General features: G+C 44.2%; 27 protein-coding genes. 15 read left to right on the top strand and 12 right to left on the bottom strand.

Annotated features, from left to right (window positions below; all coding sequences use genetic code 11):
* Window positions 1-2 precede the first annotated feature (2 nt).
* Together AC5W14_RS08360 and AC5W14_RS08355 are read right to left on the bottom strand one after the other, a co-directional pair.
* Complete coding sequence (locus tag AC5W14_RS08360) at window positions 3-320, bottom strand: transposase (RefSeq protein WP_496194113.1); 318 nt, start codon at window positions 318-320, stop codon at window positions 3-5.
* 127 nt (window positions 321-447) lie between these two features.
* Entirely contained in the window at window positions 448-627 is a 180-nt protein-coding gene (locus tag AC5W14_RS08355) for a YhzD family protein (RefSeq protein WP_496194112.1), read from the bottom strand.
* A gap of 165 nt (window positions 628-792) precedes the next feature.
* Between AC5W14_RS08355 and AC5W14_RS08350 the strand changes: the two genes are divergently transcribed.
* The 7 genes from AC5W14_RS08350 (at window position 793) to AC5W14_RS08320 (ending at window position 8,877) form a co-directional block, all read left to right on the top strand.
* The gene (locus AC5W14_RS08350; RefSeq protein WP_496058866.1) at window positions 793-1,446 is read left to right on the top strand and encodes a lytic transglycosylase domain-containing protein; all 654 of its coding nucleotides are present in this window, start codon (window positions 793-795) and stop codon (window positions 1,444-1,446) included.
* 26 nt (window positions 1,447-1,472) lie between these two features.
* Window positions 1,473-1,745 carry a hypothetical protein gene (locus AC5W14_RS08345; RefSeq protein WP_496058865.1) on the top strand — a complete coding sequence of 91 codons (273 nt, stop codon included), beginning with the start codon at window positions 1,473-1,475 and terminating at the stop codon, window positions 1,743-1,745.
* Between the two features lie 27 nt (window positions 1,746-1,772).
* Window positions 1,773-2,531 (top strand): membrane protein insertase YidC, encoded by a 759-nt coding sequence (gene yidC / locus AC5W14_RS08340; protein ID WP_496194111.1) that lies wholly within the window; start codon window positions 1,773-1,775, stop codon window positions 2,529-2,531.
* Between the two features lie 140 nt (window positions 2,532-2,671).
* A complete protein-coding gene (locus tag AC5W14_RS08335; RefSeq protein WP_496194110.1) occupies window positions 2,672-3,910 on the top strand; it encodes a metallophosphoesterase family protein in 1,239 nt (412 codons plus the stop codon).
* Window positions 3,900-6,764 carry an ATP-binding protein gene (locus AC5W14_RS08330; RefSeq protein ID WP_496194109.1) on the top strand — a complete coding sequence of 955 codons (2,865 nt, stop codon included), beginning with the start codon at window positions 3,900-3,902 and terminating at the stop codon, window positions 6,762-6,764. Before AC5W14_RS08335 ends, AC5W14_RS08330 begins: the two co-directional genes overlap by 11 nt.
* A gap of 65 nt (window positions 6,765-6,829) precedes the next feature.
* Window positions 6,830-7,513 carry a response regulator transcription factor gene (locus AC5W14_RS08325; protein ID WP_496058861.1) on the top strand — a complete coding sequence of 228 codons (684 nt, stop codon included), beginning with the start codon at window positions 6,830-6,832 and terminating at the stop codon, window positions 7,511-7,513.
* Complete coding sequence (locus AC5W14_RS08320) at window positions 7,510-8,877, top strand: sensor histidine kinase (RefSeq protein WP_496058860.1); 1,368 nt, start codon at window positions 7,510-7,512, stop codon at window positions 8,875-8,877. The genes AC5W14_RS08325 and AC5W14_RS08320 overlap by 4 nt, the downstream gene beginning before the upstream one ends.
* 269 nt (window positions 8,878-9,146) lie before the next feature.
* Here the strand turns inward: AC5W14_RS08320 and AC5W14_RS08315 are convergent, their stop codons facing one another.
* Window positions 9,147-10,055 (bottom strand): foldase protein PrsA, encoded by a 909-nt coding sequence (locus tag AC5W14_RS08315; RefSeq protein ID WP_496058859.1) that lies wholly within the window; start codon window positions 10,053-10,055, stop codon window positions 9,147-9,149.
* 201 nt (window positions 10,056-10,256) lie between these two features.
* Here AC5W14_RS08315 and AC5W14_RS08310 point away from each other — a divergent pair, with 201 nt between their 5' ends.
* On the top strand, window positions 10,257-10,835 hold the full coding sequence (locus AC5W14_RS08310; protein WP_496194108.1) for a YpmS family protein: 579 nt from the start codon (window positions 10,257-10,259) through the stop codon (window positions 10,833-10,835).
* Window positions 10,836-10,860: 25 nt separating this feature from the next.
* Here the strand turns inward: AC5W14_RS08310 and AC5W14_RS08305 are convergent, their stop codons facing one another.
* The 5 genes from AC5W14_RS08305 to AC5W14_RS08285 form a co-directional block, all read right to left on the bottom strand.
* Window positions 10,861-11,409: a DUF3267 domain-containing protein gene (locus tag AC5W14_RS08305; protein WP_496194107.1), complete on the bottom strand. Its 549-nt coding sequence runs from the start codon at window positions 11,407-11,409 to the stop codon at window positions 10,861-10,863.
* Window positions 11,410-11,565: 156 nt separating this feature from the next.
* Window positions 11,566-12,126: an HTH-type transcriptional regulator Hpr gene (locus tag AC5W14_RS08300; RefSeq protein ID WP_496058953.1), complete on the bottom strand. Its 561-nt coding sequence runs from the start codon at window positions 12,124-12,126 to the stop codon at window positions 11,566-11,568.
* 92 nt (window positions 12,127-12,218) lie between these two features.
* A complete protein-coding gene (locus tag AC5W14_RS08295; RefSeq protein ID WP_496058856.1) occupies window positions 12,219-12,578 on the bottom strand; it encodes a YtxH domain-containing protein in 360 nt (119 codons plus the stop codon).
* A 233-nt stretch (window positions 12,579-12,811) separates the two neighbouring features.
* A complete protein-coding gene (gene serC / locus AC5W14_RS08290) occupies window positions 12,812-13,897 on the bottom strand; it encodes a 3-phosphoserine/phosphohydroxythreonine transaminase (protein ID WP_496194106.1) in 1,086 nt (361 codons plus the stop codon).
* Between the two features lie 98 nt (window positions 13,898-13,995).
* Window positions 13,996-14,433 (bottom strand): HIT family protein, encoded by a 438-nt coding sequence (locus AC5W14_RS08285; RefSeq protein WP_496058854.1) that lies wholly within the window; start codon window positions 14,431-14,433, stop codon window positions 13,996-13,998.
* 202 nt (window positions 14,434-14,635) lie between these two features.
* On the opposite strand from AC5W14_RS08285, the gene AC5W14_RS08280 reads away from it, so the two are divergent.
* From AC5W14_RS08280 to AC5W14_RS08265, 4 genes are all read left to right on the top strand, one after another.
* Window positions 14,636-16,228 (top strand): long-chain-fatty-acid--CoA ligase, encoded by a 1,593-nt coding sequence (locus AC5W14_RS08280; protein WP_496058853.1) that lies wholly within the window; start codon window positions 14,636-14,638, stop codon window positions 16,226-16,228.
* Window positions 16,229-16,275: 47 nt separating this feature from the next.
* Entirely contained in the window at window positions 16,276-16,665 is a 390-nt protein-coding gene (locus tag AC5W14_RS08275) for a hypothetical protein (protein WP_496194105.1), read from the top strand.
* 219 nt (window positions 16,666-16,884) lie between these two features.
* Complete coding sequence (locus AC5W14_RS08270) at window positions 16,885-17,625, top strand: ABC transporter ATP-binding protein (RefSeq protein ID WP_496194104.1); 741 nt, start codon at window positions 16,885-16,887, stop codon at window positions 17,623-17,625.
* 1 nt (window position 17,626) lies between these two features.
* Complete coding sequence (locus tag AC5W14_RS08265; RefSeq protein ID WP_496194103.1) at window positions 17,627-18,847, top strand: ABC transporter permease; 1,221 nt, start codon at window positions 17,627-17,629, stop codon at window positions 18,845-18,847.
* 67 nt (window positions 18,848-18,914) lie between these two features.
* Here AC5W14_RS08265 and AC5W14_RS08260 read toward each other — a convergent pair whose 3' ends face one another.
* A complete protein-coding gene (locus AC5W14_RS08260; RefSeq protein ID WP_496058849.1) occupies window positions 18,915-19,550 on the bottom strand; it encodes an FMN-dependent NADH-azoreductase in 636 nt (211 codons plus the stop codon).
* Between the two features lie 179 nt (window positions 19,551-19,729).
* On the opposite strand from AC5W14_RS08260, the gene AC5W14_RS08255 reads away from it, so the two are divergent.
* Window positions 19,730-20,314, top strand: a complete 585-nt coding sequence (locus tag AC5W14_RS08255) for a TetR/AcrR family transcriptional regulator (protein ID WP_496194102.1) — start codon at window positions 19,730-19,732, stop codon at window positions 20,312-20,314.
* 114 nt (window positions 20,315-20,428) lie between these two features.
* Here AC5W14_RS08255 and AC5W14_RS08250 read toward each other — a convergent pair whose 3' ends face one another.
* From AC5W14_RS08250 to AC5W14_RS08240, 3 genes are read right to left on the bottom strand one after another with little or no spacing between them, the layout of a single operon-like run.
* Window positions 20,429-21,652, bottom strand: a complete 1,224-nt coding sequence (locus tag AC5W14_RS08250) for a M20 family metallopeptidase (RefSeq protein ID WP_496194101.1) — start codon at window positions 21,650-21,652, stop codon at window positions 20,429-20,431.
* A 51-nt stretch (window positions 21,653-21,703) separates the two neighbouring features.
* Window positions 21,704-22,429: a cytochrome c biogenesis CcdA family protein gene (locus AC5W14_RS08245; RefSeq protein ID WP_496058846.1), complete on the bottom strand. Its 726-nt coding sequence runs from the start codon at window positions 22,427-22,429 to the stop codon at window positions 21,704-21,706.
* A gap of 5 nt (window positions 22,430-22,434) precedes the next feature.
* Window positions 22,435-22,959, bottom strand: coding sequence for an antibiotic biosynthesis monooxygenase family protein (locus AC5W14_RS08240; protein WP_496058845.1), 525 nt, complete (start codon window positions 22,957-22,959; stop codon window positions 22,435-22,437).
* Window positions 22,960-23,114: 155 nt separating this feature from the next.
* Here AC5W14_RS08240 and AC5W14_RS08235 point away from each other — a divergent pair, with 155 nt between their 5' ends.
* A complete protein-coding gene (locus tag AC5W14_RS08235) occupies window positions 23,115-25,283 on the top strand; it encodes a transglycosylase domain-containing protein (protein ID WP_496194100.1) in 2,169 nt (722 codons plus the stop codon).
* A 189-nt stretch (window positions 25,284-25,472) separates the two neighbouring features.
* Window positions 25,473-26,519, top strand: a complete 1,047-nt coding sequence (gene hemE / locus AC5W14_RS08230) for a uroporphyrinogen decarboxylase (RefSeq protein ID WP_496194099.1) — start codon at window positions 25,473-25,475, stop codon at window positions 26,517-26,519.

Below are 26,519 nucleotides of genomic sequence, written 5' to 3'. Positions count from 1 at the left end.
TACTACTTGTTTTTCCCCTCCTTTTTGATCTCCAAATACTTTTTTAAGATGTCGTTTTCTATCTTCAAATGCTCGATTTGTCGGTTTTTTCGATCGTCTTCCGATTGGTCCGGCGGACCAAGCCCATAGGTATACTGCTTACCAATCGGTTGGTCAAACCGATAAATATCGCCTTGTTTATACCATTTCATCCAGGTCTTAATTTGCGACTTATTCTTAATCCCGTACTTCTCCATAATTTCTGCCGTGGTTAGTTCACCTGCCATTTTTGCTTGAACCACAGCCCATTTCACTTCACTGGAATATCTATTTTTGCCCACACAAAAACACCTCCGATTGTACGTACTTTTTTACATCGTACCATGTCGAAGGTGTTTTATATTGTCTCAAATTATTAGGTTAGTCTACACTCCTTATAACAGGATACGAGGGTCTTTATTTGCTGTATCAGCGGTAAAACAGAAGCAGCTTTCCTTTCCGGGTTAAGCGGTGGGTCGTTTGAAAATAATTTTCCTCCTCGAGACGTTTTCGCCCATGGGAAATGGCTTCTGCGTCTTCTTCATAATCAAATGATTCATTTAAAAGTACAGTGCTGTCTTTGTCGTAGACGGTTAAGTAGTAAGTCATTGTATCCCTCCTGTGGTCATTGAATGAATAGTCATTCACATTATACTTTTATATTACGCTGAAACATTACGATGCGCAAGCCGTATAGACATGAAATAATCATAATTACTATAGCTATAAAGCCGTGTTCTTGTATATGATAGTAGAGGAGGTGTTTGACCACCAGTGAAAAAGAAAAAGCGTACTATATACTCTTTATTTATTACCATTAGTGTTGTACTTTCAGCTATTGTTATTATCTTTTTTATTTCGCTCGGAAATGAGCAGCAGGAGCCGCAGTTGAACCAGCATGGCAGCAGCTTTGCGGTAAACGAAATTCCGGAAGACTTTATTCCTGTTTATCAAGACGCTGCAGAGGAGTATAATATGTCCTGGGAGCTGCTGGCCGCGATTCACCGGGTGGAAACCGTTTTTTCCACAATGAATGAACTGGAGAGCCCGGTAGGGGCTTTGGGCCACATGCAGTTTATGCCCTGCACCTTTGTAGGATGGAACTACCCGGGATGTGAAGGCAACGGCAGTCTCGACATTCCGGAAGAGGAACTGACAAGCACGGAGGTCATTGATCGATACGGCGGTTACGGAACGGATGGTAATGGAAACGGCCGGGCCGATCCATATGACCTGGAAGATGCCGTATATTCCACAGCTAACTATCTCTCGTCCAATGGGGCGGGAAATGGCCGCGAAGAAGCAGCTATTTTTAATTATAATCAGGCGGACTGGTACGTGGATGAAGTACTCGAATACAGAGAAGCCTATGCCGAGGAATACGTAGTGGTCGAACTGTCGGAAGAAGAAAAGAAACACATTAACTAAAATATAGAAGGGAAAGAGGGGGTTGTATGGCAGAGCTGTTGATGGATATCACGTGGATTGAAGTCCTGTTTTTTATGACGACCCTGTTCTATGCAGGTTTCTTTTCTGTATCTTATCAAGGCGGCTCCTTTTTTCAGCCGGGATGGTTTGATAAAAAACAGCAGCAGCCCTCTCTGATCCAGACCGGTATCAGGCCGGCTGTAAGAAGAATGTTCACGTTTATTAAAAGAAAAGTGCCTGTTTCAAAGGACCAGTCCAAAGATGAAGAACCACCCGTGTTTAATTCTGCTGCAGTATAAGGAGATTGAATACGGGAGGAAATAGAAATGAAAAGAAAAATACTATTTATGCTTGTTATTGTGATCGGGATTACTGTTCTGTCCGGGTGCGGTATAGAGAGAGAATTTATCACACCGGAGAGCCAGGGAGTATGGAATCACTACTTTGTGTATCCTTTTTCGTGGGTGCTTACTGAGCTCGCGCTGTTTTTCCAAGGGAACTACGGCCTGGCAATTGTAGCAGCCACAATTGCCGTCCGGCTTCTGCTTGTGCCTTTATTTGCTAAACAACAGCGCAGTTCTCATGAAATGAAAAAAATTCAGCCGCAGATGAAAGAAATTCAATCAAAATACAATATGAAAGACCAGACCGAAGCGCAGAAGTATCAGCAGGAAGTGATGAAACTTTATCAAACGAGCGGAGTTAATCCTATTGCAGGATGCCTGCCGATTCTGATTCAAATGCCGATCCTGATGGCTTTTTATTTTGCGATTGTACGGACTGAGGCTATCGCCGGCCACTCCTTTTTATGGATGAACCTGGGAGACCCGGATCCTTATTTTATTATGCCTCTTCTGGCAGGAGCCGCTGTGTTTCTGCAGACAAAAGTTACGTCAGGCGGGCAGGAAATGCCGGATATGATGAAGCCTATGCTGTACTTAATGCCGGTCATGATAATCATCGCAGGTATCGCTCTTCCATCTGCGCTGTCGCTGTACTGGGTAACAGGAGGCCTTTTTATGATTATACAGGCGTGGATTTTTAAAAAGAAACGGGAAAAATGGGAACAGGAACCCGTAAAATAAAAGCAGGGCTGATGATATAATAGTATCATCAGCTTTTTTTATACAAGGATGAAAAAATCCAGTAAAATACACAGCATATCTCTTGTCAGAAAAGGGAATTGGGATACAGGGAGACAGAGCAGAAGAAAGGATGAAGAAAAATGAGAGCGATTCGTTTTATTCATGCTGCAGACTTACATATAGGCGCTCCTTTTTCTGCATTAAAAGCAGCGGAAGCAGACGTTCAGCAGGAAGTATTAACAAGCACGGAAACAGCTGTGGAAAGAATGGTAAAAGCCGCCGTACGGGATTCTGTCGATTTTCTGCTGTTATCCGGCGATTTATTTGACCAGAAAAGCCGGAGCATCCGCGGCCAGGTCTTTTTGAAACGACAATTTGAACAGCTCGAAAAAGAAAAAATAATGGTATACATCATTTATGGAAATCACGATCCGGTGGAAGGCAACTACGCGCCGGTAAAATGGCCGGATAATGTATATGTATTTTCGAATAAAGAAGAATGTGCGGTGCATCGGGTGGATGAAAACGAGGCCGTCCATCTTTATGGGTACAGCTATGAGAAGCGGGCGGTCACAGAAAACATTGTGCCTTTTTATAAAAAACAGGACGGAGCCGCGCTGCATATTGCCCTTCTTCACGGACAGCCGCTCGAATCAAGCGCCCCTCACCAGCCCTATGCCCCATTCCGTCTGCAGGAATTAAAGGACAAGCAGATGGATTACTGGGCGCTGGGCCATATTCATAAACGTATGGAACTGGCACCGGGTGTACACTATCCCGGCTGTATTCAAGGACACCATATGAAAGAAGACGGAGAAAAAGGGTATTTGCTTGTAGAAATGTCTTCGGAACAGACAAATGTCCAATTCAGGCCGGTATCCCCGTTCACGTATGAGAAAATCACGGTGTCGATTAACCATATGACATCGGTCGATGAACTGGGAATGGCTTTGGAAGAGGCGCTGGAATCGAGGCTCTCCAATAGTATGGTTAAGGGGGCTGCTGTCCGTCTAACCATCGAAGGAAGCGGCTCTCTTCATGACTCCCTCCGTCAGGAAGCAAAGCGGGAAGAAATAATGGAGTGGCTGCAGGAAGCGGGAAAGAAATTTGTCCCGTTTTATATAATAGAATCCATAGAAGATAAAACGATTAAAGAAACGCATATAGATGCGTTTGACCAGCTGTTATTTACCGGGGATTTAAAAAAAGCAGCAGCCCAAGTAAACAGCGGGGATACAGAGCTGCAGAGTAAATGGGCAGGGCTGGAAAATCCGGCCGCACGGTACGGGATAGAAGAGCCCGCAGTAGAGGATTTAGTGGATGAAGCGCTTCATCTTATTCAGGAAAAATGGTTAAGGAGAGAAGCGGATGATCATTAAAGAACTTCAGATATATGGATTTGGAAAATGGATTGATACGACTATCTCGTTATCGGACGGCCTGGTACTGATCCAGGGAGATAACGAAGCCGGTAAATCCACCCTGAGGGCATTTATTTTATCGATGCTGTTTGGGTTTCCTTCAAAAATAGAAAAACGAAAAAATTACCGTCCTAAGCAGGGCAGTCGTTATGGAGGGAAAATGACGTTTGTCTCCAATGAGGGAAAACAATTTATCCTGGAAAGAACAGAAGGGAAAAAAGTCGCAGGTGACGTGAAGATCTGGGATGAAGCAGGGACCCTGCAGGACGACAAATGGCTTGAACTGTACCTGCACAGGCTGGACAAAACAACGTACCAGGATATCTTTTGTTTCGGGGCCGAAGACTGGAGTGAACTGCAGCAATTAAAGGCAGATTCTCTTAATCAGTATTTATATGAAGCCGGAATGACGGGCACAAAGCATATGATGGAAATTGAAAAAGAAATGATCCAGGAAGCAGGAGGGTGGTTCAAGCCCCAGGGCCGAAAACCGGTTATTAATCAGCTCCTGACGGCTATAAAGGAAAAGAAAGCAGATATTAGTCGTTTTGAACAAGACCTTGAAGAATACGAAAAACTTCAGGAAAAAGAAAAATCACTGCAGCTTCAAATTGCGGGCACAGAAAAAGACATCCAGCAGCTATACCATAGAAAAGAATGGATCCGCCGTAAAAAGATGCTTCTGCAGACGCTGAATGAAAAAGAAGAACTAGAAGCGCAGGCAGAAGCTTTCCGATTATTTGAAAAGCTGCCTGCTAATCTGAAGCAGCAGTGGGAGAAAATTCAGGACAGAAATAGAAATGCAGGGCAGATGCTGGAAGAAGCCGAGGCAGAGTACTACGAATCGATAAAAACCGTTGCGGGGGAAAGCTGCTCGATCCTGTTGCATAAGGAAAAATACGTGATTCATAACTTAAAAGAAAATCTGCCGCTCCGGGAAAGCAATCAGCAGGAGGCGGAGCAGGCAGCGCAAAAGCTGGAGCGGATCAATTCTGCAAAAAGGGAGCTTTTTTATAAACTGGAGATAGAAGATGAATCTTCAGTGCCTGCTGTATTTCCGAGCATAGCCGGGGAAAATGATTTTAAGATGATTATGGACAGAAAGCGGGCTGTGCAGGAGAACATTCACTTATCTTCAAGAGAAGCAGAACAGCTTGAACAGCAGAAAACCTTTCATGAACAGGAAAAAGAACGGGAAGCTTCCGCGCTTTCTAAAGACAGCCAAGCATCGAAGCAGCCTCATGAAGAAATTGCCGCTGATTCGAGCGGAGAGTGGAGCAAGCTGCTTTTATTTCTAAAAGCTGCCGCTTTTGTTTTTACCGTACTTGGATTATGGGAATTAATTACCGGTTCCTGGTTTGAAGGCATGACTATGCTTGTGGCAGGGATCGCTGCACTCGTATTGTTCCTGCTTCAAAAGCAGACAGACACCCAAAAAGAAAAGCAGCAGTCCGAAGCAGAAAAAGAAAAGTACTGGAAAACACAGCATAGAGAACAGTCTCTCGCAGCAATTAATCAGAATATTGAATTGGAAACAAAGCGAATAGACACTGTACTGGTCCGCCTTGATAAGGAAATAGAAGCACAGGAAGAGGTAAAGCGGGAGTTATCGGAATGGTGCAGCAAATGGGGGCTGCCTGCGTTCCCGCTCGCTATGGCAGAAGACTATTTTCAGGCATGGAACCGTTTAAAAAACGAAATGGAAAAAGAAAAGGAAGCAGCAGCAGAACTTGCTGCCAGGCAAAAGCGTGTGGCCGATATAGACCACCAAACGAACCAGCTTTACGAGCGCCTGCGCCTGGAAAAAAAGCTTCCAACAGCCCAGTCGATTCACTATGCAGCCGATATGTTAAAGCAGGAAGAAGAGCACCTGCAGCAGCTTAACAGCAGAGCGGAAACCGCAGAAAAAAGCAGGCTCTTTTTTAAAAAGTGGCTGCATGTAAAAGAACAGATAAACGAGGAGCAGTCCGAGTTTCTGCACTCGTACGGGTGGGCCTCAGAAGAAGAGCTGCTCCAGGCAGCGGATGGAAAAGAAACGTATCAAAGCCTGCAGCAGCGTATGCAGCTTATCAAAGCCCAGTGGCGTTCCCAAATGACAGCAGGAGAAATAGAAGAAGAGCTGATTGCAGCGCTGAAGCTTCCCGGTGATACTGAAGAAGAACTCGAAGAAACCGACAGGCAGATTCACGAGAAACAGGAAAGCATTCACGATTTAAATGAAGAGCTGGCTGCTATCTCCCAGCGTGTTTATGCATGGGAGGAAGGCGGTGGCTATGAACAGCTTCTTCAGGACTACGAGAACCTGAGAGAGTCACTGGCTGAGCACATGCACCGCTGGAAAGTATGGAATACAGCCGTGTATTTAATGGAGGAGGCAAAATCGGTTCATGAAAAGGAAAGGCAGCCGGAAGTGCTTCAAAAAGCGTCGGACTATTTTCAACGTATAACCGGAGGGGAGCATGTCCGCTTATTTTCACCGATGGGAGAAGAAACTATTATGGTGGAGAGTGCCGGCGGTATCATTTTCACACCGGAAGAACTAAGCTACGGTACGTCCGAACAGTTGTATCTTTCCCTGCGCCTGTCTCTGGCCGAAGTGTATGAAAAGCAGCGTAATGACAGTATTCCCATGACCATAGATGATGCGTTTGCCCATTTTGATCACAGCCGCCGCAGCGAAGCGTTTAGTCTGCTTTCCTATATCAGCAAAGGCCGCCAGATTATTTATTTCACGTGCCATGATTATGCGGAAGTTCCTCTGCTGAAAGATAAAATCCTCTTTCTCGGAAGAGATGGCCCCGATGAAAGGTAGCGCCTTTTAGAAAACATTGATAACATGAACATTATAATGAACGCCGCAGTGAAAGGACTAAATATATGAGTAAGTATAAAGTGTATTTGGCAGAAGATGAAAAAAATCTTTCTGACATATTAAAAGCGTACATGGTAAAAGAAGGCTGGGAGGTCATTGTATTCGAAAACGGCGACGATGCGATTGCAGAAGCCGAGAATGCGCCTCATTTATGGGTGCTTGATATTATGCTGCCAGGTACGGACGGCTATCACGTGTTAAAAGAGATCAGAGCGATTAACGAAAACACACCGGTTATTTTCATTAGTGCCAGGGATCAGGACCTGGACCGCGTTCTTGGTCTGGAAATGGGAAGTGATGATTATTTATCCAAGCCGTTTCTCCCGCAGGAGCTGATCATCCGTGTGAAGAAGCTATTAAAAAGAGTATACGGAGAAATAGCCCAGGAGAATAAAAAAGTAGAGCTTAACGATTATATTGTAGATGCAGAAGCCAGAGTCGTCATTGATACCCTTAATGACAATCGTTCGATTGAACTGACGACTAAAGAAATGGATCTGATTTTACTGCTGACAGAAGATGTAGGGAAGGCTCTGTCCAGAGAAGACATTATCGAACAGGTCTGGGGAGAAGACTATTTTGGATCGGAACGGGCAGTGGATGATGTCGTAAGAAGAGTCAGAAAAAAAATGTCCCGCATCCATCTTGAAACATTATATGGATTTGGGTATCGCATTTTATCATCATGATGAAGCTGAATTTAACTAAACGGGTGTACTTGTCTTTTATTTCCCTGATTGTTCTCGTCGGGTTAACGATGATTATTGTATACCCTATTTCGATCCGGGGGACGCTGACGGAAGAAACGTATCGAATTATCGAGGAAGAGCAGGCGAGAAGTGCCAATCCTTTTAGTGAATATTTCACCCCTCCCGAAGAAGATTTTGATTTTATTGAGAGGCAGGAAGCAGAAAGGTCTGTCGGGCACTTGTTTCTGCTGAATGAAACGGGGACCCTGCAGGGCGGACAGGTTCCTGACAGCGTGCTGCAGGAAATGATATCCAACGCAGTAGATCAGGAAAATGACCAGGAACGATTTGAAATGATGTATAACGATGCAACCTTGTTTTATGTAATTAACCGAATTGAATCAGACGGAGAAGAAGCCTACCAGATTTCCTACATGTGGGATACATACAGAGATTTAATGGTATCGAGGCTCTGGGAACGGCTCGCCTATCTGCTGCTGATTACGAGTGCTCTCAGCTTTCTCCCTGCGATATGGCTTAAACGGTATTTGAGCCAGCCGCTCCGTGTGCTCGGCAATCAATTTGAGCAGATCGCTAAACGAAACTGGAAAGAACCATTTCATCTCGAGGGGGATGATGATTTTATTCGGCTCTCCAATCAGTTTGAAGGAATGCGTCAGAACCTCATCCGGTATGACAGGTCTCAGAAAACGTTCATCCAGCACGCCTCGCACGAATTGAAAACACCTATCATGGTGATAAAAACTTATGCGCAGTCTGTCAAAGACGGCATTCTTCCTAAAGAGGATATTGAAAACACGATGGATGTTATTCTTGAAGAGGCAAACCGAATGGACAAACGGGTCAAAGACATGCTGTATTTTACCAAATTGGACGCGATGAAGCGCAATACGATTAATTTGGAAGAAATGATGTTTGGCAGTGTGGCGTTTCGGATTGAAGAACGATTCCGAATGAAGCGCGGCCACGTTAAATTTATCATTGAAGGTGCCGATGTAGAAATGACGGCAGATAAAGAGCAGATTCAGATACTGCTGGAAAACCTGATTGAGAACGCGATGCGTTATGCGAAGGACACGATTTGGATAAAAGCAGAAGAAACCGCGGATACAATCATTATCTCTGTCCGAAATAACGGGTCGCTGATTCCTGATGAGGAATTGGAACAGATATTTACGCCTTTCCAAAAAGGAAATAAAGGACAGTTTGGACTTGGACTTGCGATCGTGCAGCGTATCGCCGAGCTCCATGAAGGAACCCATGAGGCCATTAACGAAAAGGACGGCGTTTGTTTTAAAATCACGATTCCGAAATCTTTGAAGCGCACAATAGAGGAGCAGTAGCAAAAAGGATGGGCGGAGGCCCATCCTTATTTGTTTCTATATACTGTTTTTTTTCGGCGGCTGCTTTCCGCAGGCCATGCCTCAGTTGAAGAGTGAAAAAGCGTCCTCTTCCTCTTCGTCGATGGCTGTTCTGCAGGAGTCCACCGCTGCAGGAGTGAAGCTGCCTTTTTAAAGAAAGAGTTGATCCCACATAGAAAAGGATGGGCGGAGGCCCATCCTTTTAATGTGTTATCGAATGTTTGTAGAGAGATTAGAATGACGGTGCCTGACTATTCTTCTTCCTCAGGCATGTTGATCCAGTCTTCGTAAGAAGGCTCTTCCACATTAATGTCAGCATCTTCCATTAAGTTCTGCATGACTTCTGTTTCATCAAGACGCTGTTCCTGCCTTAGGGCTTCTTCAATATCCCCCTCAAGCTCTTCATACGTATCACGTACTTCTATGAGTTCAATGATGTGAAAGCCGAACTCGCTTTCAATAGGTTCGCTGACTTCGCCTTCTTCCATGCTGAATACGGCTTCATCGAATTCAGGTACCATCTGACCTCTATTGAAAAAGCCGAGATCTCCTCCTTGTTCAGCAGAACCAGGATCGGTCGACATATCAGTAGCCACATCCTCAAAGCTTTCCCCGTCGTCAAGGCGGGCGACAGCCTCGTCAGCTGTTTCTTCATCTTCCACTAGAATATGACGAGCGTTGGCTGACTCAAGATCTTCCTGGTTCTCTTCGAAATAGGCTTCTTTGTCTTCCTCGCTTACTTCTACATCTGCTTCCGCCAGATCATAAACAACAACCTGGGGTTTGAGGTAATCTTCCTTGAACTCATCTACAGACTCTATTTGAACGCCCAGCTGGGATTCCATAAGAGAAAGGAGCTCTTCGTCTTCCTGAACGCCGACCTGTTCTTTAAAGTCCGCCAGCTCTTCATCAAGACGTTCTTCGGTAATCTCCATTTCTTCTGCCTGCTCATCAATTAAAGCACCCTGGACCATATCATTTAGCACTTGGGAGCCATATGTGTTTTTTAGCTCATCGGTAAATTCTTCTTCCGTAATTTCCGTGTCATTTACCTGCACGACTGTCTGGGTGTTATCTGATGACTGTTCTTCATTATCATTACAGCCTGCGAGAAACAGCAGCCCGCTCGTGCCGATAACGGCAATTAGTTCTTTCTTCATGTTTAATCCAGCCCCTTATTATGTATATACTGTGCCAGTTTCTACTATATCATAAATTGAAACGCAATTTTATCTATTTATTTTCCGCTTTTTTCTTTTTCCAGACGTGTTAACTTGTGTAAAATAGAAAGAGTACGTATCGTCGGAAGGGAATTAAAACAAAGAAAGAGAAAAGAGTGAATAAAAGTGGAGAAAAGAAGAATGATTTGGAAATGGCTTTTTATTGGGCTGCTGGCCGTTAATGCCGTTATTATTGCTTTTTTGTTTATCCTGCTCGTGCAGCCTTTTTCAGACAACGAAGAAGAAGCAGGGGAGAGGCAGCTTGAAAGAGAACCTTCGGAAGGATTTCAGCATTACTTTACGTTGAGCCTGACGACAGATCAATTAAAAGAAGTGATTGAAGAAGAATGGCAGGAAGAACAGCTTGAACTGGATGTAGTCGAAAACCGACTGCTGCAGGTGAATCTGCCGCTTGATATTCTTGGAAATGAAGTGAATGCTACGTTCGATTTCGAACCGGAAGCACTCGATAATGGAAATATGGCTTTTCATCAGCAGAGCTTTTCAATCGGAGGGATTCCGCTTCCTTCATCACCCGTTCTGACACTGCTGCAAAGCCAGCTCGACGTGCCTGAATTTGTTGAGATGCAGCCGTCTGAAGAGCAGATAGTCGTGCATACAGAGGATATCGAAGTTGGGGAAGGGTTCTATACCCAGGCAGAATCTTTTAATTTAGAAGAAGACGATATTTCCGTTTATGTAGGCAGAATAGAAAATTAAACAAATAATAAAACAGCCGGCATGGTTATGCGGGCTGTTTTATTAGTATATGCATGCCGTGTTGTTTCTTTTCAATAAAGCAGTGCTTTGGTGCTGTAAGGAGCTGTTTTACATAGATGTAATCGTAAAAGGCAAATCCGGCATTTACAGCAAACAAAATTAAAAAATAAGGAAGCAGGGAAGGCATAAGAAAAGCACCTGCAGCAGCAAATAGACCGGTAATAAGAGATGGAAACACCATCGAAAAGATATAAATGTTTTTACTGATCGGTTTCTTGGAACGAAAAACCACATATGGGAGATTTCGTTTTTTGGTTCGTTCAATGCTGAAAGAAGTATGCGGGCCGACCGAGAAAAGCGGCAGGTAATGGAGCAGAATATGGCCCGGAAATAATATTCCGATAAACAACAGCGCGCCAATAAAGCTTATATCGGCATAGACCGGAGAAATATGCCAAAAGCTGAAAAATAAATAAGTCAGTATAAATGTAATCATCATCAGCCCAAACGCTCCAAAACGAAGCTTCTTAGGATTATATTCTCTTTTAACGTTTATTGATTTCCAGCAGTTCATAGGAAACCCCCTTTTCTTTCCAACTATCTATCTGATAAATCTAATCCCTATTGAAAGAAAAAGCAAGGGGGTGTGAAAATGTTTAAAAAATCTAACAATTTAAAAGAAGGCATGGTAAAAAACTATGCCTGGCGTACCGGCATAGCTGAATGCAGCTTATTCTTCTTCAGCATGATATTTAGAAACAAGATGTCCATCCTTTTCAAGAAATTCATCATCAAAATTCGACAGGGATGCATCAAAAATCTCCATGAAATCTTCTCCATATAAATGACGGACAATCGTAATCAGCTCTGAAAAATCCGGAAATTTGCCGTAAAGCTGCTTGATCGGCATAGCACCTTCATAAATGCCGAACGTATCTTTTTCGTATTCTTCAAACGTCTGAAGCAGAAGTTCGCTTCCTTTTTCCGTTAGTTCAATGTACGTATTTCGTTTATCCGTTGTTTTTTTGGAAAATCGGAGAAGGCCGCGTTCTTCCAGCTTCTTTGAAAAGTTAAATGCAGTAGAGACATGCATGACACCGAATTTAGCAATATCTGATATAGAGGCACCCTCCAGCTGATAGGAAATCAATAATATTTGATGCTCGTTAATATTCAGGTCGAATGGCTTTACCCACATCTGCCAATCTTTCTCTACAGACTTCCATAAAGCTTTTGTGAGCTGGGCCATTTTATAACTGAACATGAGAGACTGTTTTGATCCAGCGGGCATTGATTCCAAGGTAGGTCCTCCTTCCAAAAAAAGTATTGTAAAAAAAAGTGGGAATACATTCATTTTTCAGAAAAGGAATAAAAAAAGAATGCTTATTTAAGTTCTTTACGAATCTTTTTATTTAATTGGGACACTGCTTCGGAGATTTCTTTAATCTGTGATTGGATCGTTTCTACTTCCGGTTCTACTTCTTCTTTATAGCGGGTATATGTTTTACTCATTTCTTTAGAAAAGCCGTCTACTGCTTCAAAACCCTCGGCAGCCATGTCCTGCCAGTCCTGCATCAGCCTTTTACCTTTTTTTGAAGCGCTGGAATCGCGCCAGTATGCCCAGTCGCCGCGGATCAGGGCGTCCCGGTTTTTTCGGCCGGATGAGGGAGAGGTAAGCAGCGTAATGATGCTTCCAGCAATCGTTCCTACAGAAATTCCTAATACTAATGATTTCGTATTCACTAGAACTCACTTCCTTTCAGAATAAGAAACGGTTTTTTTAAAATACTATTCTTTAATAACAGTATAAGAAAAATCGAGAGAAAAAGAAAGCATCCCGGGTGAAATTATTCACACAATTCCGTAATCCATCTGTAGAAATAAAAAAAGAAGAACCCGGGAGTCCGGATTCTTCTTCATTTACGTATTTATACTGTGAAAAACGAAAGAGAAAGCTCATTTTTTTACAATAATGATCAACGGTGGGAATCGTGGAATTTATTCATAAATGAAGCAAGGGCATCGCAGGATTCCTGCGTTACGGCGTTGTAAATTGAAGCACGGCAGCCGCCTACTGAACGATGACCGTTCAAACCGACAAATCCATTGTCTTTTGCTTCTGTTAGAAAGGCTTTCGTCAAGTCTTCGGACGGAAGAGTAAACGTTATATTCATACGCGACCGGCTGTCTTTCTCGGCATGTCCGGTGTAGAAACCGCTGCTTTTATCAATAGCTGTATAGATGGTATCGGATTTTTGTTTATTTCTTTTTTCCATTCCTTCGGCTCCACCGTTTGCTTTAATCCACTCGAGCACGTTATTGAGCATGTATATGGAAAAAGTGGGTGGGGTATGATAAAGAGAATTCGCTTTGGAATGCGTGCTGTACTTGAGTATAGTCGGTACGCTGCTGTTTTCATTTTCGATAAGGCTTTTTTTAATGATTACGGTAGTGACACCGGAAGGTCCAAGATTCTTCTGGGCTCCTGCATAAATAACAGAAAATCGTTCCACCGGGATAGGTCTGCTTAAAATATCACTCGACATGTCCGCAAACAGGGGAGATTTCCAGTCGTAGTCGAAATCCTGCCACTGTGTGCCGAATATCGTATTGTTTGATGTAATATGCACATACGCATCATCATTATCCATATCAAGGGATTCAAACGCAGGAATATAAGTGTAATTTGTGTCTTTTGCGCTTCCTCCAACTTTTGTCTGTCCCATAGCTTCGGCTTCTTTTAAAGCCTTCTCCGACCAGGATCCTGTCAGCACATAATTACCCGGCGCTTTCTCAGGAAGAAAGTTCATAGGAAGCATGGAAAACTGGAGGCTTGCTCCACCCTGGAGAAACAAGACTTCATAATCATCGGGAATATTCATAAGTTCTTTCATTAAAGCAGCAGCATTATTGTGAACCTCTTCGTAATCTGCACTGCGGTGGCTGAGTTCCATCACGGACATGCCGGTATTATTAAAATTAGTCAATTCCTTTTGAGCTTTTTCCAGCACTTCCGTTGGAAGAGCGGCCGGCCCTGCATTAAAATTGTGTGCTCTAGTCATTGAATAGGTCGACTCCTTTACTCCGATAGAGATATTTGCGTTCATGTGAATAGTTTAACAAACAAATCTCAAAACAGCCAGAACAGACGCGGTAAGGATTATTGTTTTTTCAGAGCTTCGCCAATCTGTTCTGCTATTTTCTGCAGATCTTCTGCGGAGTAGGCATCGGAATGGTCGACAAACGAAGGCTGAAATCCATCTGTATCGTCGTAGCGCGGAATAAAGTGCAGATGATAGTGAAACACGGATTGGGAAGCAGGGGCCTCATTGTTATTAAGCAGGTTCATTCCCGCCGGCTGAAATGCTTCTTTAATTGCATTGGCAATAGCAGGGGCTTTACTGAACAATTTGGCTGCGGTATCGGGCTGGAGTTCGTAAATGTTTTTCTGGTGGTCTTTCGGGATAAGGAGCGTATGTCCTTTTGTTACCTGGCCGAGATCAGTAAAAGCCAGCATATCATCATCTTCATATACAATAGAAGCTGGAATATCCCCCTGAATAATTTTACAGAAAATACAATCGTGTTCTAGTGGCATGTATATTCTCTCCTCTTTTTGCTCGATTTACTTTCTATCATACGTAGAATTTCCGGAAATGAAAAGAAGGAATGGCGGAGACCTTCGGATATCCCCGGCAGGGAATCTCTTTATACCAGGTGAAACTTGTATAAAACAGGATATAGGTGTTGTGGTACAATAAAATAAATATTTCATTAATTCAATATCTAGGAGGATGCTTATGTACGTCCCTCTCGTATTAACTGGCTTTTTAGACAGAGCTGCCGAGCTGTATGCCGGCAAAACAGCGGCGGTTGATGGAGAAAGAACAGTAACGTATGGAGAACTGCAGTACAGGGTCAATCAGCTGTCAAACGGATTGAAAGCGCTTAATATTAAAAAAGGGGATAAGGTTGCCTATTTGAGTCCGAATGCTTTGGAAATGCTCGAAGGGTTTTATGGCGTGTATCAACTGGGCGCTGTGATGACCCCGCTGAACACAAGGCTTACTGCAGAAGACTATGAATTTATTTTGAATCACAGCGGAAGCAGGGTGCTGTTTGCTGATAAAACACTGTTTAAACAGCTGGAGCCGGTTCTCGACAATTTAACATCAATCGAAACTATCATTCTGCACGGAGAAGAAGAAGATACAAAAACAGCCAAGGGCTATGAAAAGTGGCTCAACGGATTCGATGGAACCTTCTTCGACCGGGCTGAAGTGGATGAACATGATATAGCAAGTCTGCTTTATACGAGCGGTACAACCGGAAACCCAAAAGGGGTACTGTTGACGCACCGAAGCAATTACCTGCACGCGATGTCTACCATGCATCATTTAAGAATCAGGGAACACGATAAGATGCTGCACGTTCTTCCGATGTTTCACGTAAACGGCTGGGGCTCTCCTTTTTACTATACCGCCAACGGTGTGACCCAGGTGATGCAGCGCAAAATAGATCCCAAATCTATTTTTGATAATATTAAAAAACACCAAATAAGTATTCTTCATATGGCCCCTACTGTATTAAATATGCTGCTGGAATACTATCACCTGCACAAAGAAGAATGCCGCACGGAGCACTCTGTCCGTATTGTGGTCGCCGGATCTGCCCCGCCGCCGGCATTTATTGAAATGGCGGAAAATGAGCTGGGCTGGGAATTTATTCATGTATACGGCATGACTGAAATTTCCCCGCTCGTGACGACTTCACAGATTACGACCCAGGATGAGCATCTATCCAAAGAAGAACAGCAGCGCTTAAAAGCCAAAACCGGCTACCCGCTGATCGGTTCGGAAGTAAGAGTAGTAAACGAAGTGTATGAGGATGTAGAAAAAGATGGCAAGGCTGTAGGTGAGATTGTTGTGCGCAGCAATAATGTAATGGAAGGATACTTTAAAAATCCCGAAGCGACAGCCGAAACGATTCAGCATGGCTGGCTCCATACCGGAGATATGGCGGTCGTCTTTGAAAACGGCTATATTGAAATCGTAGACCGGAAAAAAGACGTTATTATAAGCGGCGGCGAAAACATTTCCTCCATTGAGGTGGAAGGCTATTTATATCAACATCCTGATATTGTTGAAACAGCCGTTGTCGCTCTTCCTCATGAAAAGTGGGGGGAGATTCCCCATGCTGTGGTTGTTAAGCGGGAGGGCAGCAGCCTCACAGAAGAAGACATTATCGATTTCGCACGAGAAAAAATGGCTCATTTTAAAGCGCCGAAAAGCATTAACTTTGTAAAAGAACTTCCTAAAACCGCTTCCGGAAAAATACAAAAAGTCCAGATCCGCAAACAGCTCTGGAATGATTCTGATAAACTGGTAAACTAGCAGTATACTTTTCAGTTCATCAGCCTATTAAAAAAAGGATGTGGCCTATGGGACTATTTGATTTCTTGAAAAAAGAGCCGGAAAGCCGCCAGGAAGCTCCAAAGGAGAAATACTGGACCCTTACAACAGCAGAAGGGGAAGTAATCGACCCAACCTGGGAACAAGTGAATGAAACGCTCGCTGCCATTACTCATAAAGAACTGGAATTTGTGTCTTTAGGCTATATTCATTCCGATCTGGAAATTGAAATGATTCAGGCAGTTGACATAGAGACAGGGTATCGTTTGGAAGCTCTGCCGCCGGAACATTCTTACGATTATGGTAAAGTATTTGTTAACAGCGGTATTTCCTACGAAGAAATGGTAAAGCATTTTAAAGAGTTTCATAAAAACAAAACAGTGAGCGGATTTCGCAGCTGGCCGTCAGAAAAAATATAAAAGAAAAATGAAGGAACCTGTCTCTTCTTAAAGAGCGGTTCCTTTTGTTTTTCTGCGAAGGGGGTGTATCATTTCTATTAACACTTCTTCTAGTGCATTTTAACTATTTTGATCATAGAAAGGAATAAGGCCGCCGTCAGAAAAATATGGAATTATGATATAATTTTCAAGCAGTCTTAATCACAATCATTCAATTTTTACATAAAAGGAGCTTTTATAATGACGGAGTTGCTGAATGTTCAAAATATGAGCGGAGGATATAACGTTCATAAACCAGTCCTTCACGGATTAAATTTCACCGTAAAACAAAACGAAATCGTCGGCTTAATCGGCTTGAATGGAGCCGGTAAAAGTACCACGATTAAACATGTTCTTGGGCTAATGGAAGCGATAGAAGGGACCGTAACAATTCATGGAAAGCGGCTGATGGACGGACCGGAGGAATACCGCAGGCACTTTACGTATATTCCCGAGACGCCGATTTTATACGATGAGCTGACGCTGTGGGAGCATATGCGATTAACAGCGATGGCCTACGGCATAGAAGAAAAGGTATTTGAGGAACGGGCGGAGCGTCTCATGGAGGAATACCGGATGACGAAAATGAAAAATTGGTTTCCGAGCCATTTTTCCAAAGGGATGCGCCAGAAAGTAATGATCATGTGTGCTTTCCTTATCGAACCCGAGCTCTATGTGGTAGATGAGCCGTTTATCGGGCTGGATCCTCTGGCAATTAAAGCGCTGCTCGATATGATGGTGAAAATGAAAGAGGATGGCGCCGGTATACTGATGTCCACCCACATCCTGGCGACCGCAGAGCGGTACTGTGACCGTTTTATCGTCCTGCATGAAGGACGCATCAAGCTCCAGGGGACGATGGAGGAGCTTCAGGAGCAGGCGGGCATGCCTGGAGCCCTGCTGGATGATCTATACATTGAAGTCGCCAAAGGGGCGATCTAACATGGGGACGTTGGATCGGCTGTGGGAAGAGCGTGCCGGCGAATTTGCCGGTACGGCTATCCGCTATTTAAGGCTTGTCGCCAACAGCGGCTTTATGTTCAGCATCTATGCCCTGTTTCTGGTAGGCGGATTTATGTACCCTGCTTTTCTGGAGTGGCTGCCTGCCTATGTGCCGGTACTCGAGCTGTTTACATTGATATTCACATATTTCCTGACCAGAAACCCTATCCGGACCTTTTTGAAAGAAGCAGACATGGTCTTTTTGCTGCCGATGGAAAATCAGCTGCGTTCGTACTTTAGAAAAAGCGTGGTGTATTCATATACGCTTCAATCTTTATTTATTGTACTGCTGTATTTTATTCTCGGTCCGCTTTATCAAAACCGGCTGTTTGAAGAATCCAATTCCTTTCTGCTTGTGCTTGCTGTTATTCTGGCGGTGAAAGGCTGGAATATTGCTTCAGCCTGGGCAGAGTGGAGGCTGCAGGATCATCGGGTGAGACTGGGACTTCTTATAGGAAGAATTCTGCTTACCGCATCTCTTTTGTACATCGTATTCGCTGATGTGTCATGGTTTCTGGCAGCTATTCTGCTTGCTGTCATGGCTGGTGTGTACGTTGCCTGGCATGGAAGGCTGGCAGCAAAATACGCGCTGAAGTGGGAAGCGGTCTTTATAATGGAACAGCGCCGCCTGTCTGCTTTTTACCGTTTTATTCAATCGTTTGCGGATGTACCGTTTATCAAATCACCGGTGAAACGGAGGAGGTGGCTGGCCGGACTGGCCGAGCGGATGCCTTTTCAAAAAGACAAAGCCTACAGGTATATGTATATTAAAGCGTTTGTACGCTCAGGCGAGTATTTAGGGATGTATGCCAGACTCCTGCTCGTCGGGTGTCTCGTCATGTACGCATTTCCGTTTGAATGGCTGCGGGTGCTGGTAAGCGTTCTGTTTATATACTTAACAGGCGTTCAGCTCAGAACCTTATGGTATCATTTTGACACGAACATCTGGCCTGATCTTTATCCGTTGGCGCTGTCGGAAAAAGAATATTCGTTTCAGTTTTTAGTGCTGCGTCTTTTAATGCTGCAGTCTGTTCTTTTTGCAGCGGCTTATCTTCTTCTTGGGACGCAGATGCTGTTTTCCTTGTTTATTTTGGGAGCGGGGCTGCTGCTTAGTTATTACCTGGCCCGGCAGAAGCCGAAAAACAGACTGGAGCTTTCCTAACGTAAAAAAACCATTTTCAAGCGGGCAGCTGCCCGGCCTGAAAATGGTTTTTTAGTATAAAGAAAACTTATGCGTTTTGGTAAGAAAGGTTTTCTGCTGCTTCTTTTACAGCTTCCAGACCGTCCTGAATGATCTCTTCGGACTTTTCAGGCATGGCATTGTGGCCTTCAATGATGACTTCATTAAGAATATCCATGCCGTACAGGCCGCCGAACAGGTTGCGCATGTAAGTGACACACATATCCATTGGAGCTGCTTCCGGAAGGGAATATACACCACCGCGGGCGTTAAGCAGGATAACTTTTTTCTCGGACATTAACTGTACAAGATTTCCGTTTTGGTCATATTTGAATGTGAATCCAGCTTCAGCAATATAGTCAATAAATGTCTGAAGCTTTGCTGGAATAGTAAGGTTCCAAAGTGGAAAAGCAAAGACAAGAACGTCTGCTGCTGCAAGCGCGTCTTTAGCTTTCTGCTTGGCATTAACGATGCGCTGCTCTACATCGGAAAGCTCTCCGTCGTTTTGGATCTTTCCAAAAGCATTAAACAGATCCTGGCCAAAGTAAGGCATATCTTCTTCAAACACATCAAATGTGCTTACATTTAAATTTTCTTTTTCCTGAACGTTCTCTAGAAACGTTTCGTACATCTTTGTAGAAACTCCATCAGGGCGGTTATTTGCTTTAACTACTAATACATTCATGAAATAATTTCCTCCGTTTATTGTAAAATTTTAAAAACAAGGTTCGTTTATCCAACACTTGTTGTATAATCACACTATATAGACTTTTGTTTTGTTATTCAACCAATAGTTCCTGCTTTTTATTGTTTAAACAACATATGGATGAAAATGTCTAATAAGTGGAGAGGATGTGTACGTGTATGACTATGTCAGAGACAAAAATAGATCCGCGCATTAAGCGGACAAGGAAATTAATTATGGATTCCTTTATTGAGCTGGCTATGAAAAAAGACGTCAAAGATATTACGATTAAGGATATTACAGCAGAAGCAACGGTAAACCGTGCCACATTTTATTCTCATTTTACGGACAAATATGACCTGCTGGAAAAGTCATTAACTGAAGATCTCATGATGAATGTCAGCAATGAAATCGCCCAGCACGAAAAGCTTACAGAAGATACGATTGTAAGTATCTTTTTATCTATTACGACTTTTCATTTGTCGTTATCTTCTCAGTGCAGAAGAAGTTTTCAAGCTTTTTCCGTTACAATTGAAGCGATTATTAAAAAGAAGCTGGAAGCTATATTTTACCAGGCGCTGCTTAAGCAGCATCAGACAGACAGCGATGAATCGTTAAGAATAGCCGCGTTTATGCTGAGCTGGGGGATCTACGGGGCTTCAGTGGACTGGAAGCAGAACAGCTCTATTGCACCGGAGGAATACATCAGACTGGCACTGCCTTATTTTATGTACGGCATGGACTTTTATGTGACAGCCGAATAAATAATAGAAGAAGCTGGTTTAAAAATTTCATCATTAAAAAGAACCCCGCTTGCCTTTTTTTAAAAGGATACGGGGTTCTTTTTTTCCTTATTCTGAAAATAGAAAAGGGAATTTTCAATAAGTGTTGTGAGACAGTGTTTCTTTATCCATTGTTTGAGTTTGGTCTGGGTAATCAAGAACAGCTTTGGCCATCACTTTAGCAGCCGTAAGCATTGCTCTTTCATCGATATCAAATTTTGGGTGATGGTGGGGATAAGTTTTTGTCCATTCCGGGTTTTCTGCTCCTGTGAAAAAAAAGCTGCCTTTCACATTTTCCAGATAGTAGGAGAAGTCTTCGCCGCCCATTTCAGGTTTCATTTCTTCCGTTTTTTCCACTCCGGGAACATTGGTGGCGCAGTCAGCCAGATAAGCTGTTTCGGTCTCATGATTGACCACAGGCGGATATCCGCGGTAGTAGTGAAAATCAGCTTCCGCCCCCCAGCTGGAGACCATTCCGTTAGTGATGATTTCCAGCTCTTTTTCAATCAGGTCTCTAACATCGGCATCGAACGTCCGCACCGTGCCGGTCAATTTGGCACGGTCTGCGATAACGTTGAACGCATTAGAAGCTTCAAAGGAACCGATCGATACAACCGCCGGCTTCTGAGGGTCCACGTAGCGGCTGACAATCTGCTGGATCTGGGTAACAAGCTGAGAGCCGATAAGAACGGCGTCTTTTGTTAAATGAGGCATTGCCCCGTGGCCGCCCTGGCCGAGTATTTCAATTTCAAAGCGATCTGCCGCCGCCATCATTGGCCCGGTGCAGTGCTGCACGGTGCCGTAGGGAGTAGTGGCCCAAAGGTGCGTGCCGAAGATAACATCCACTCCTTCAAGGCATCCATCCTTAATCATCTCTATTGCGCCGCCGGGAGCGAATTCTTCAGCGTGCTGATGAATAAAAACAACGGTGCCTTCAATGTCTTCTTTGATTTCGTTCAGGCATTTAGCCAGAACAAGAAGCGTAGCGGTATGGCCGTCGTGTCCGCAGGCATGCATCACTCCGTCTACTTTAGAAGAGAAGGGAAGACCGGTCTGCTCCTGGATAGGCAGAGCATCAAAATCAGCGCGCAGAGCTACTACCGGTCCGGGACGGCCTCCTTTTAACGTTGATACGACACCGCGTCCGCCGACCTTAGTCTGTACTTCAAGACCAAGTTTTTCATGGTAGTCTGCAATATAAGCCGGGGTGTTTTCTTCTTGAAAAGAAAGTTCGGGATGCTGGTGAAGGTATCTTCTTATTTCGATCATTTCCTCATAGCGGCCGTCAAGTAAGTCGTACAAAGATGTTTCCGTAGTCATTGTATTCTTCCTTTCCATGTATGGCAGGGCCATCAGATAATATTATTTTATTTAAATGCCAAATGGCACAAACCGGGCGAGGTAGCTCGATATCATTTGGAAATGGCCGGTGAAAAGCATAATGCCTAAAGCGATCATAATATAGCCGCCCGTACGCTGAAGGCGGGGGAGCCATTTGTTCCAGCGTTTTAGTTTATTCAGCGATCTGGAATACAGCAGGGCTACGATAAGAAAAGGAACACCGAGTCCGGCTGAATAAAACAACAGCATGGCCATTCCTGAATAGAGCGTATCCGACTGGCTGGCCATAGCAAGGATAGAGCCGAGAACAAGGCCGATACAAGGTGACCATCCTGCCGCAAAAATCAACCCCAGCGAAATCGAGCCCAGAAAACTCGACGAATGAGTTGGTTTTTTATGTATGCGTTTTTCAGAAAGCAGGGCGCGGATGGAAATAATACCTGCCATCTGCAGACCAAATAAAACAATGACTACCGCCCCAAGCTGTTCAATCATGTTCCCCCATCGGGAAAACTGCTGCCCGAGAAAAGTAGAGGAAGCTCCTAATAAGAGAAAAATAATGGTGAATCCCATAATAAACCCAAAGCTTCTTGAAAGAATCATGCTGCGTGAAGCGGTTACTTTGCTGTCTGTAATGACGGTACCGGTAAGCTGGGCTAGATAAGCCGGTATCAAAGGAAAAATACAGGGGGATAAAAAAGATATAACGCCCGCCCCAAAAGCAAGCCAAATACTTATTTCACTCAATGCGGTCACCTCATTTAATCATTGCTCTTTCCGACCGAATGAAAAATACCGTTGTAGTATCCTACATAAGAAGGACGGGAGAAAATACTTTTTGATAATCCCTGTGTCGTGTTTCTGTGCTTATGTGCTTCTTTATAAGCGGAAGAGTTCTGCCAGTCTGTAAAAAAAGAAGCCTCCTGCCAAAAAGTAATGATGACATTTACATCTGAATGGATTGGCTTTAAAATACGTATAGCTTCAAAACCGGGTTCTTTTTCTACTTTCCCGGCCCGCTGCAGAAACCGCTCCTCAAATTGAGGCTGTTTTTCTTCAAGCACAGGAACGTTGTTGCAGACAACAAAAGAATGGGCCGGAAGCGTTCCGGTTTTGTTGATAATAGTGTGCGTCGCTTCAGGTTCAAGAGAGCCCATCAGGTCTTCTGCATACCATATATCCGCTGCAGCATTTTTTTCTGTTTCAGCAGACAATTGAATCATTTGTACGGATGGTTTCGTAATAAGAGTGTCAGACGGCTTTTTGCCGAAACAGGCATAGCTCATGTAACTTTTCCTCCTTAAGTAACGACTGGTGTAAGAAGCATGAAAAGCGGATACAGGCTTTCGTTTTCTGCTGGTGAAATAAACCGCTTTACTCAATTGTAAAGGTTTTTAATCCAGAAAGAAATATGGAAGGCTGTTAAGAAAGGAATACGAACATGTTAAAAAAGAAATGGTTCGTTGTACTGGCACTTGGTACAGCATTTATTATACTGAGCTTTGGAATTTATCTTTCTTCTGTAGTCATTGGCGCTGCAGCTATTGATGAGAAAGAACTCGTAATGAACGAAACGTCTGTCCTTGAAGATGAAGAGGGAGAGCTTATTGCGGAGCTGCAGGAAGAAAACAGGGATTTAGTCGATATTGATGAGCTTCCCGACCATGTGAAAGAAGCATTTGTAGCTATTGAAGATGTGCGTTTCTACCAGCACCAGGGGATAGATCCACGAGCCATCGGGCGGGCGCTTTACCGTGACATACAAGCAGGAGCCGCGGTCGAAGGCGGAAGCACGCTTACCCAGCAGCTGGCCAAGAATGCCTTTTTAACAAATGACAAATCGTTAATGAGAAAAACAAAAGAAGTACTTATTGCCATGGGGCTGGAGCGGAAATTCAGCAAGGATGAAATTCTCGGCTACTATTTAAATCAAATATACTTCGGCCACGGGGCCTACGGTATTCAATCGGCCTCCGAGATGTACTTTAACAAAGATGCTTCCGAACTGACTATTGATGAGGCGGCGCTGCTTGCCGGAATGCCGAAAGCCCCGACCACCTATTCGCCGATAGATAACCCGGAAGGGTCAAAAGACCGGCGTGATGTGGTTCTTTCCGTAATGGAACGGCATGGCTTTATCAGCGCAGAAGAAGCTGTTGCGGCGCAGGGCAGGACCGTTCCTGCAGAGCTTCATCGTACGGAAAACAACCCGGCCTACTATACGTACATTGATATGGTGTTGTCCGAAGCAGAGAACACGTATCACATAAGTGCAGAAGAAGTATACCGGGGCGGCTACACGATAACGGTACCGATGAACAATGAAATGCAGCAGACGTCCTATGACTTGTTCCAGGACAGCAGCTATTTCCCGGAATCATCCGAAGCCAGAAGCGAAGCTTCCTTTTTCATGATGGACAGCGATACCGGAGGGGTAACGGCGGTACAGGGTGGAAGGGAGTACGTCCGTCAGGGTCTCAACCGGACAACCTTGAAACGGCAGCCGGGTTCTGCGATGAAGCCGCTGGCTGTTTACGGGCCGGCACTTGATACCGGCGACTACCAGCCATATTCGATGCTTGTAGATGAAAAAACAGACTACGACGGATACGAGCCGTCTAATATTAATGATGAATACAAAGGAGAAGTTTCCATGTCAGAGGCGGTCATTGAGTCGACGAATACGTCTGCGGTTTGGCTCTACGACCAAATTGGCGAAAGCTACAGCAGCAGCTGGATGGAAAAAGCCGGTCTGCAGGTGGAAGACGAGGGACTCGGAGTGGCTCTTGGCGGCATGTCAGAAGGAACGTCCCCGCTTGAAATCGCCAGAGCGTATACGGCGTTTTCCAATAATGGGATGAAGGTGGAACCTTATTTTATAGAAAAGATTGAAGACCGCAGCGGAGAAACAATTGCTGAGCGCGAGATAGACGAAACGGAAGTAACTACCCCGCAGAACGCTTGGTACATGACAAGAATGCTGGAACAGGCTGTATTGAAAGGAACCGGAACGGCGGGCGGGGATACTTCCTACGCTCTGGCCGGCAAGACCGGAACAACCTCATTTGAAGCTGTTGATGATGCAGCAAGAGATGCATGGTTTGCCGGTTACACACCGGAGTGGACAGGCTCTTTGTGGATGGGGTATGACCAGACGACAGAGGAGAACTATCTGGAAGGCGGCAGTGCATACGCGGTTACTTTGTTTAAAGAAATTATGAACAGGCTTCCGGAAGAGCAGACTGCCCCGCAGCAGGAATTTGAAAAACCGGAAGGTGTCCAGGATCTGGCAGACCCGATTGATATGGGAGAAGTAAATGATCTGGTTTCCTCATTAAGTTTTAAAGGATCCGGACTGATTAATGTACAGCTCGCCTGGACACCGTCAGAGGATGACCGGGTGAAGTATAAGCTTTATGAAATAGATGGAGATGAAGAAACAGAAATCGCTGAAGTTCAAGGGGAAGGCTCGTACACCGTAGAAGGAGTAAATGTCTTTTCCCTAAAAGATTATAAAGTTGTTCCATTTAATTCCCAGACCAACCAGGAAGGCGAGCCTTCCAACACAGTAGAAGTGAAAGTTGGTTCTATTTGGGGGTCTGCTTCTTAAAGCAGACAGCCGGCACTTTTTTAGTGCCGGTATTTTTTTATGAAAAAGTGGTATGGACAATTAATGACTCTTTGCGATAAGTACTATACATGACATTCAGACAAGAGTATGGTAAAAATGATATGGAATTCACACAGAATAAGACAGGCCACCGATATAATATCAGTGCAGTTAAAAGGGGTGCAGGAGATGAACAAGCCATTCAACGACCGGTTTTTAAAAGCTTGCAGAGGCGAGGCGACGGATCATGTACCGGTTTGGTATATGAGACAGGCGGGCAGGTCACAGCCGGAATACCGTAAAATCAAAGAAAAGTATTCACTGTTTGAAATTACCCATCAGCCGGAGTTATGTGCATACGTAACGAAACTGCCGGTGGATCAGTACAATAATGATGCTGCAGTTTTATATAAAGATATTATGACGCCGCTTCCAGCTATGGGAGTAGATGTGGAAATTAAATCCGGCATCGGTCCGGTTATTTCCAACCCGATCCGTTCGATGCGTGATATTGAAGCGCTGGGTGAATTGCATCCAAAAGCAGACGTACCGTATGTCTTTGATACGATTTCGCTGCTGGAAAAACAGCTGAATGTTCCGTTGATCGGATTCAGCGGTGCTCCATTTACATTGGCCAGCTACATGATTGAAGGAGGCCCATCGAAAAATTATCATCACACAAAAGCATTTATGCACGCAAAGCCCGAAGCATGGAATCTGCTCATGAACAAGCTGGCTGATATGACCATCGTATATATAAATGCACAGATAGATGCCGGTGCCAAAGCAATCCAGATTTTTGATTCCTGGGTAGGCGCATTAAATGCGGCGGATTACCGGACGTTTGTTAAACCTGTAATGAACAGAATATTTACAGAGCTGCAAAGAAAAGACGTGCCATTTATTATGTTCGGCGTAGGCGCCGGCCATTTGATGAAGGAATGGAATGATCTCCCTATTGATGTCATGGGACTTGACTGGAGAACGAGTATTGGAGAAGCAAGACAGGCCGGTGTAAATAAAGCGTTACAGGGAAATCTCGATCCGTCCCTGCTGTTGGCACCATGGGAAAAAATCGAAGAGCAGGTTAAACCTATACTTGATGAAGGCATCAAAAATGACGCGTACATCTTTAATCTGGGCCACGGCGTTTTCCCGGAAGTGGATCCTCAGGTGTTAAAACGACTGACTGCGTTTGTTCATGACTATACCAGACAGGCAAAGGAGAGAAATTAA

It is taken from the genome of Sinobaca sp. TMA16-18, assembly GCF_059510535.1.
Note: the sequence above shows the minus strand (reverse complement) of the source record. Positions and strands in the feature narration are given on the sequence as shown.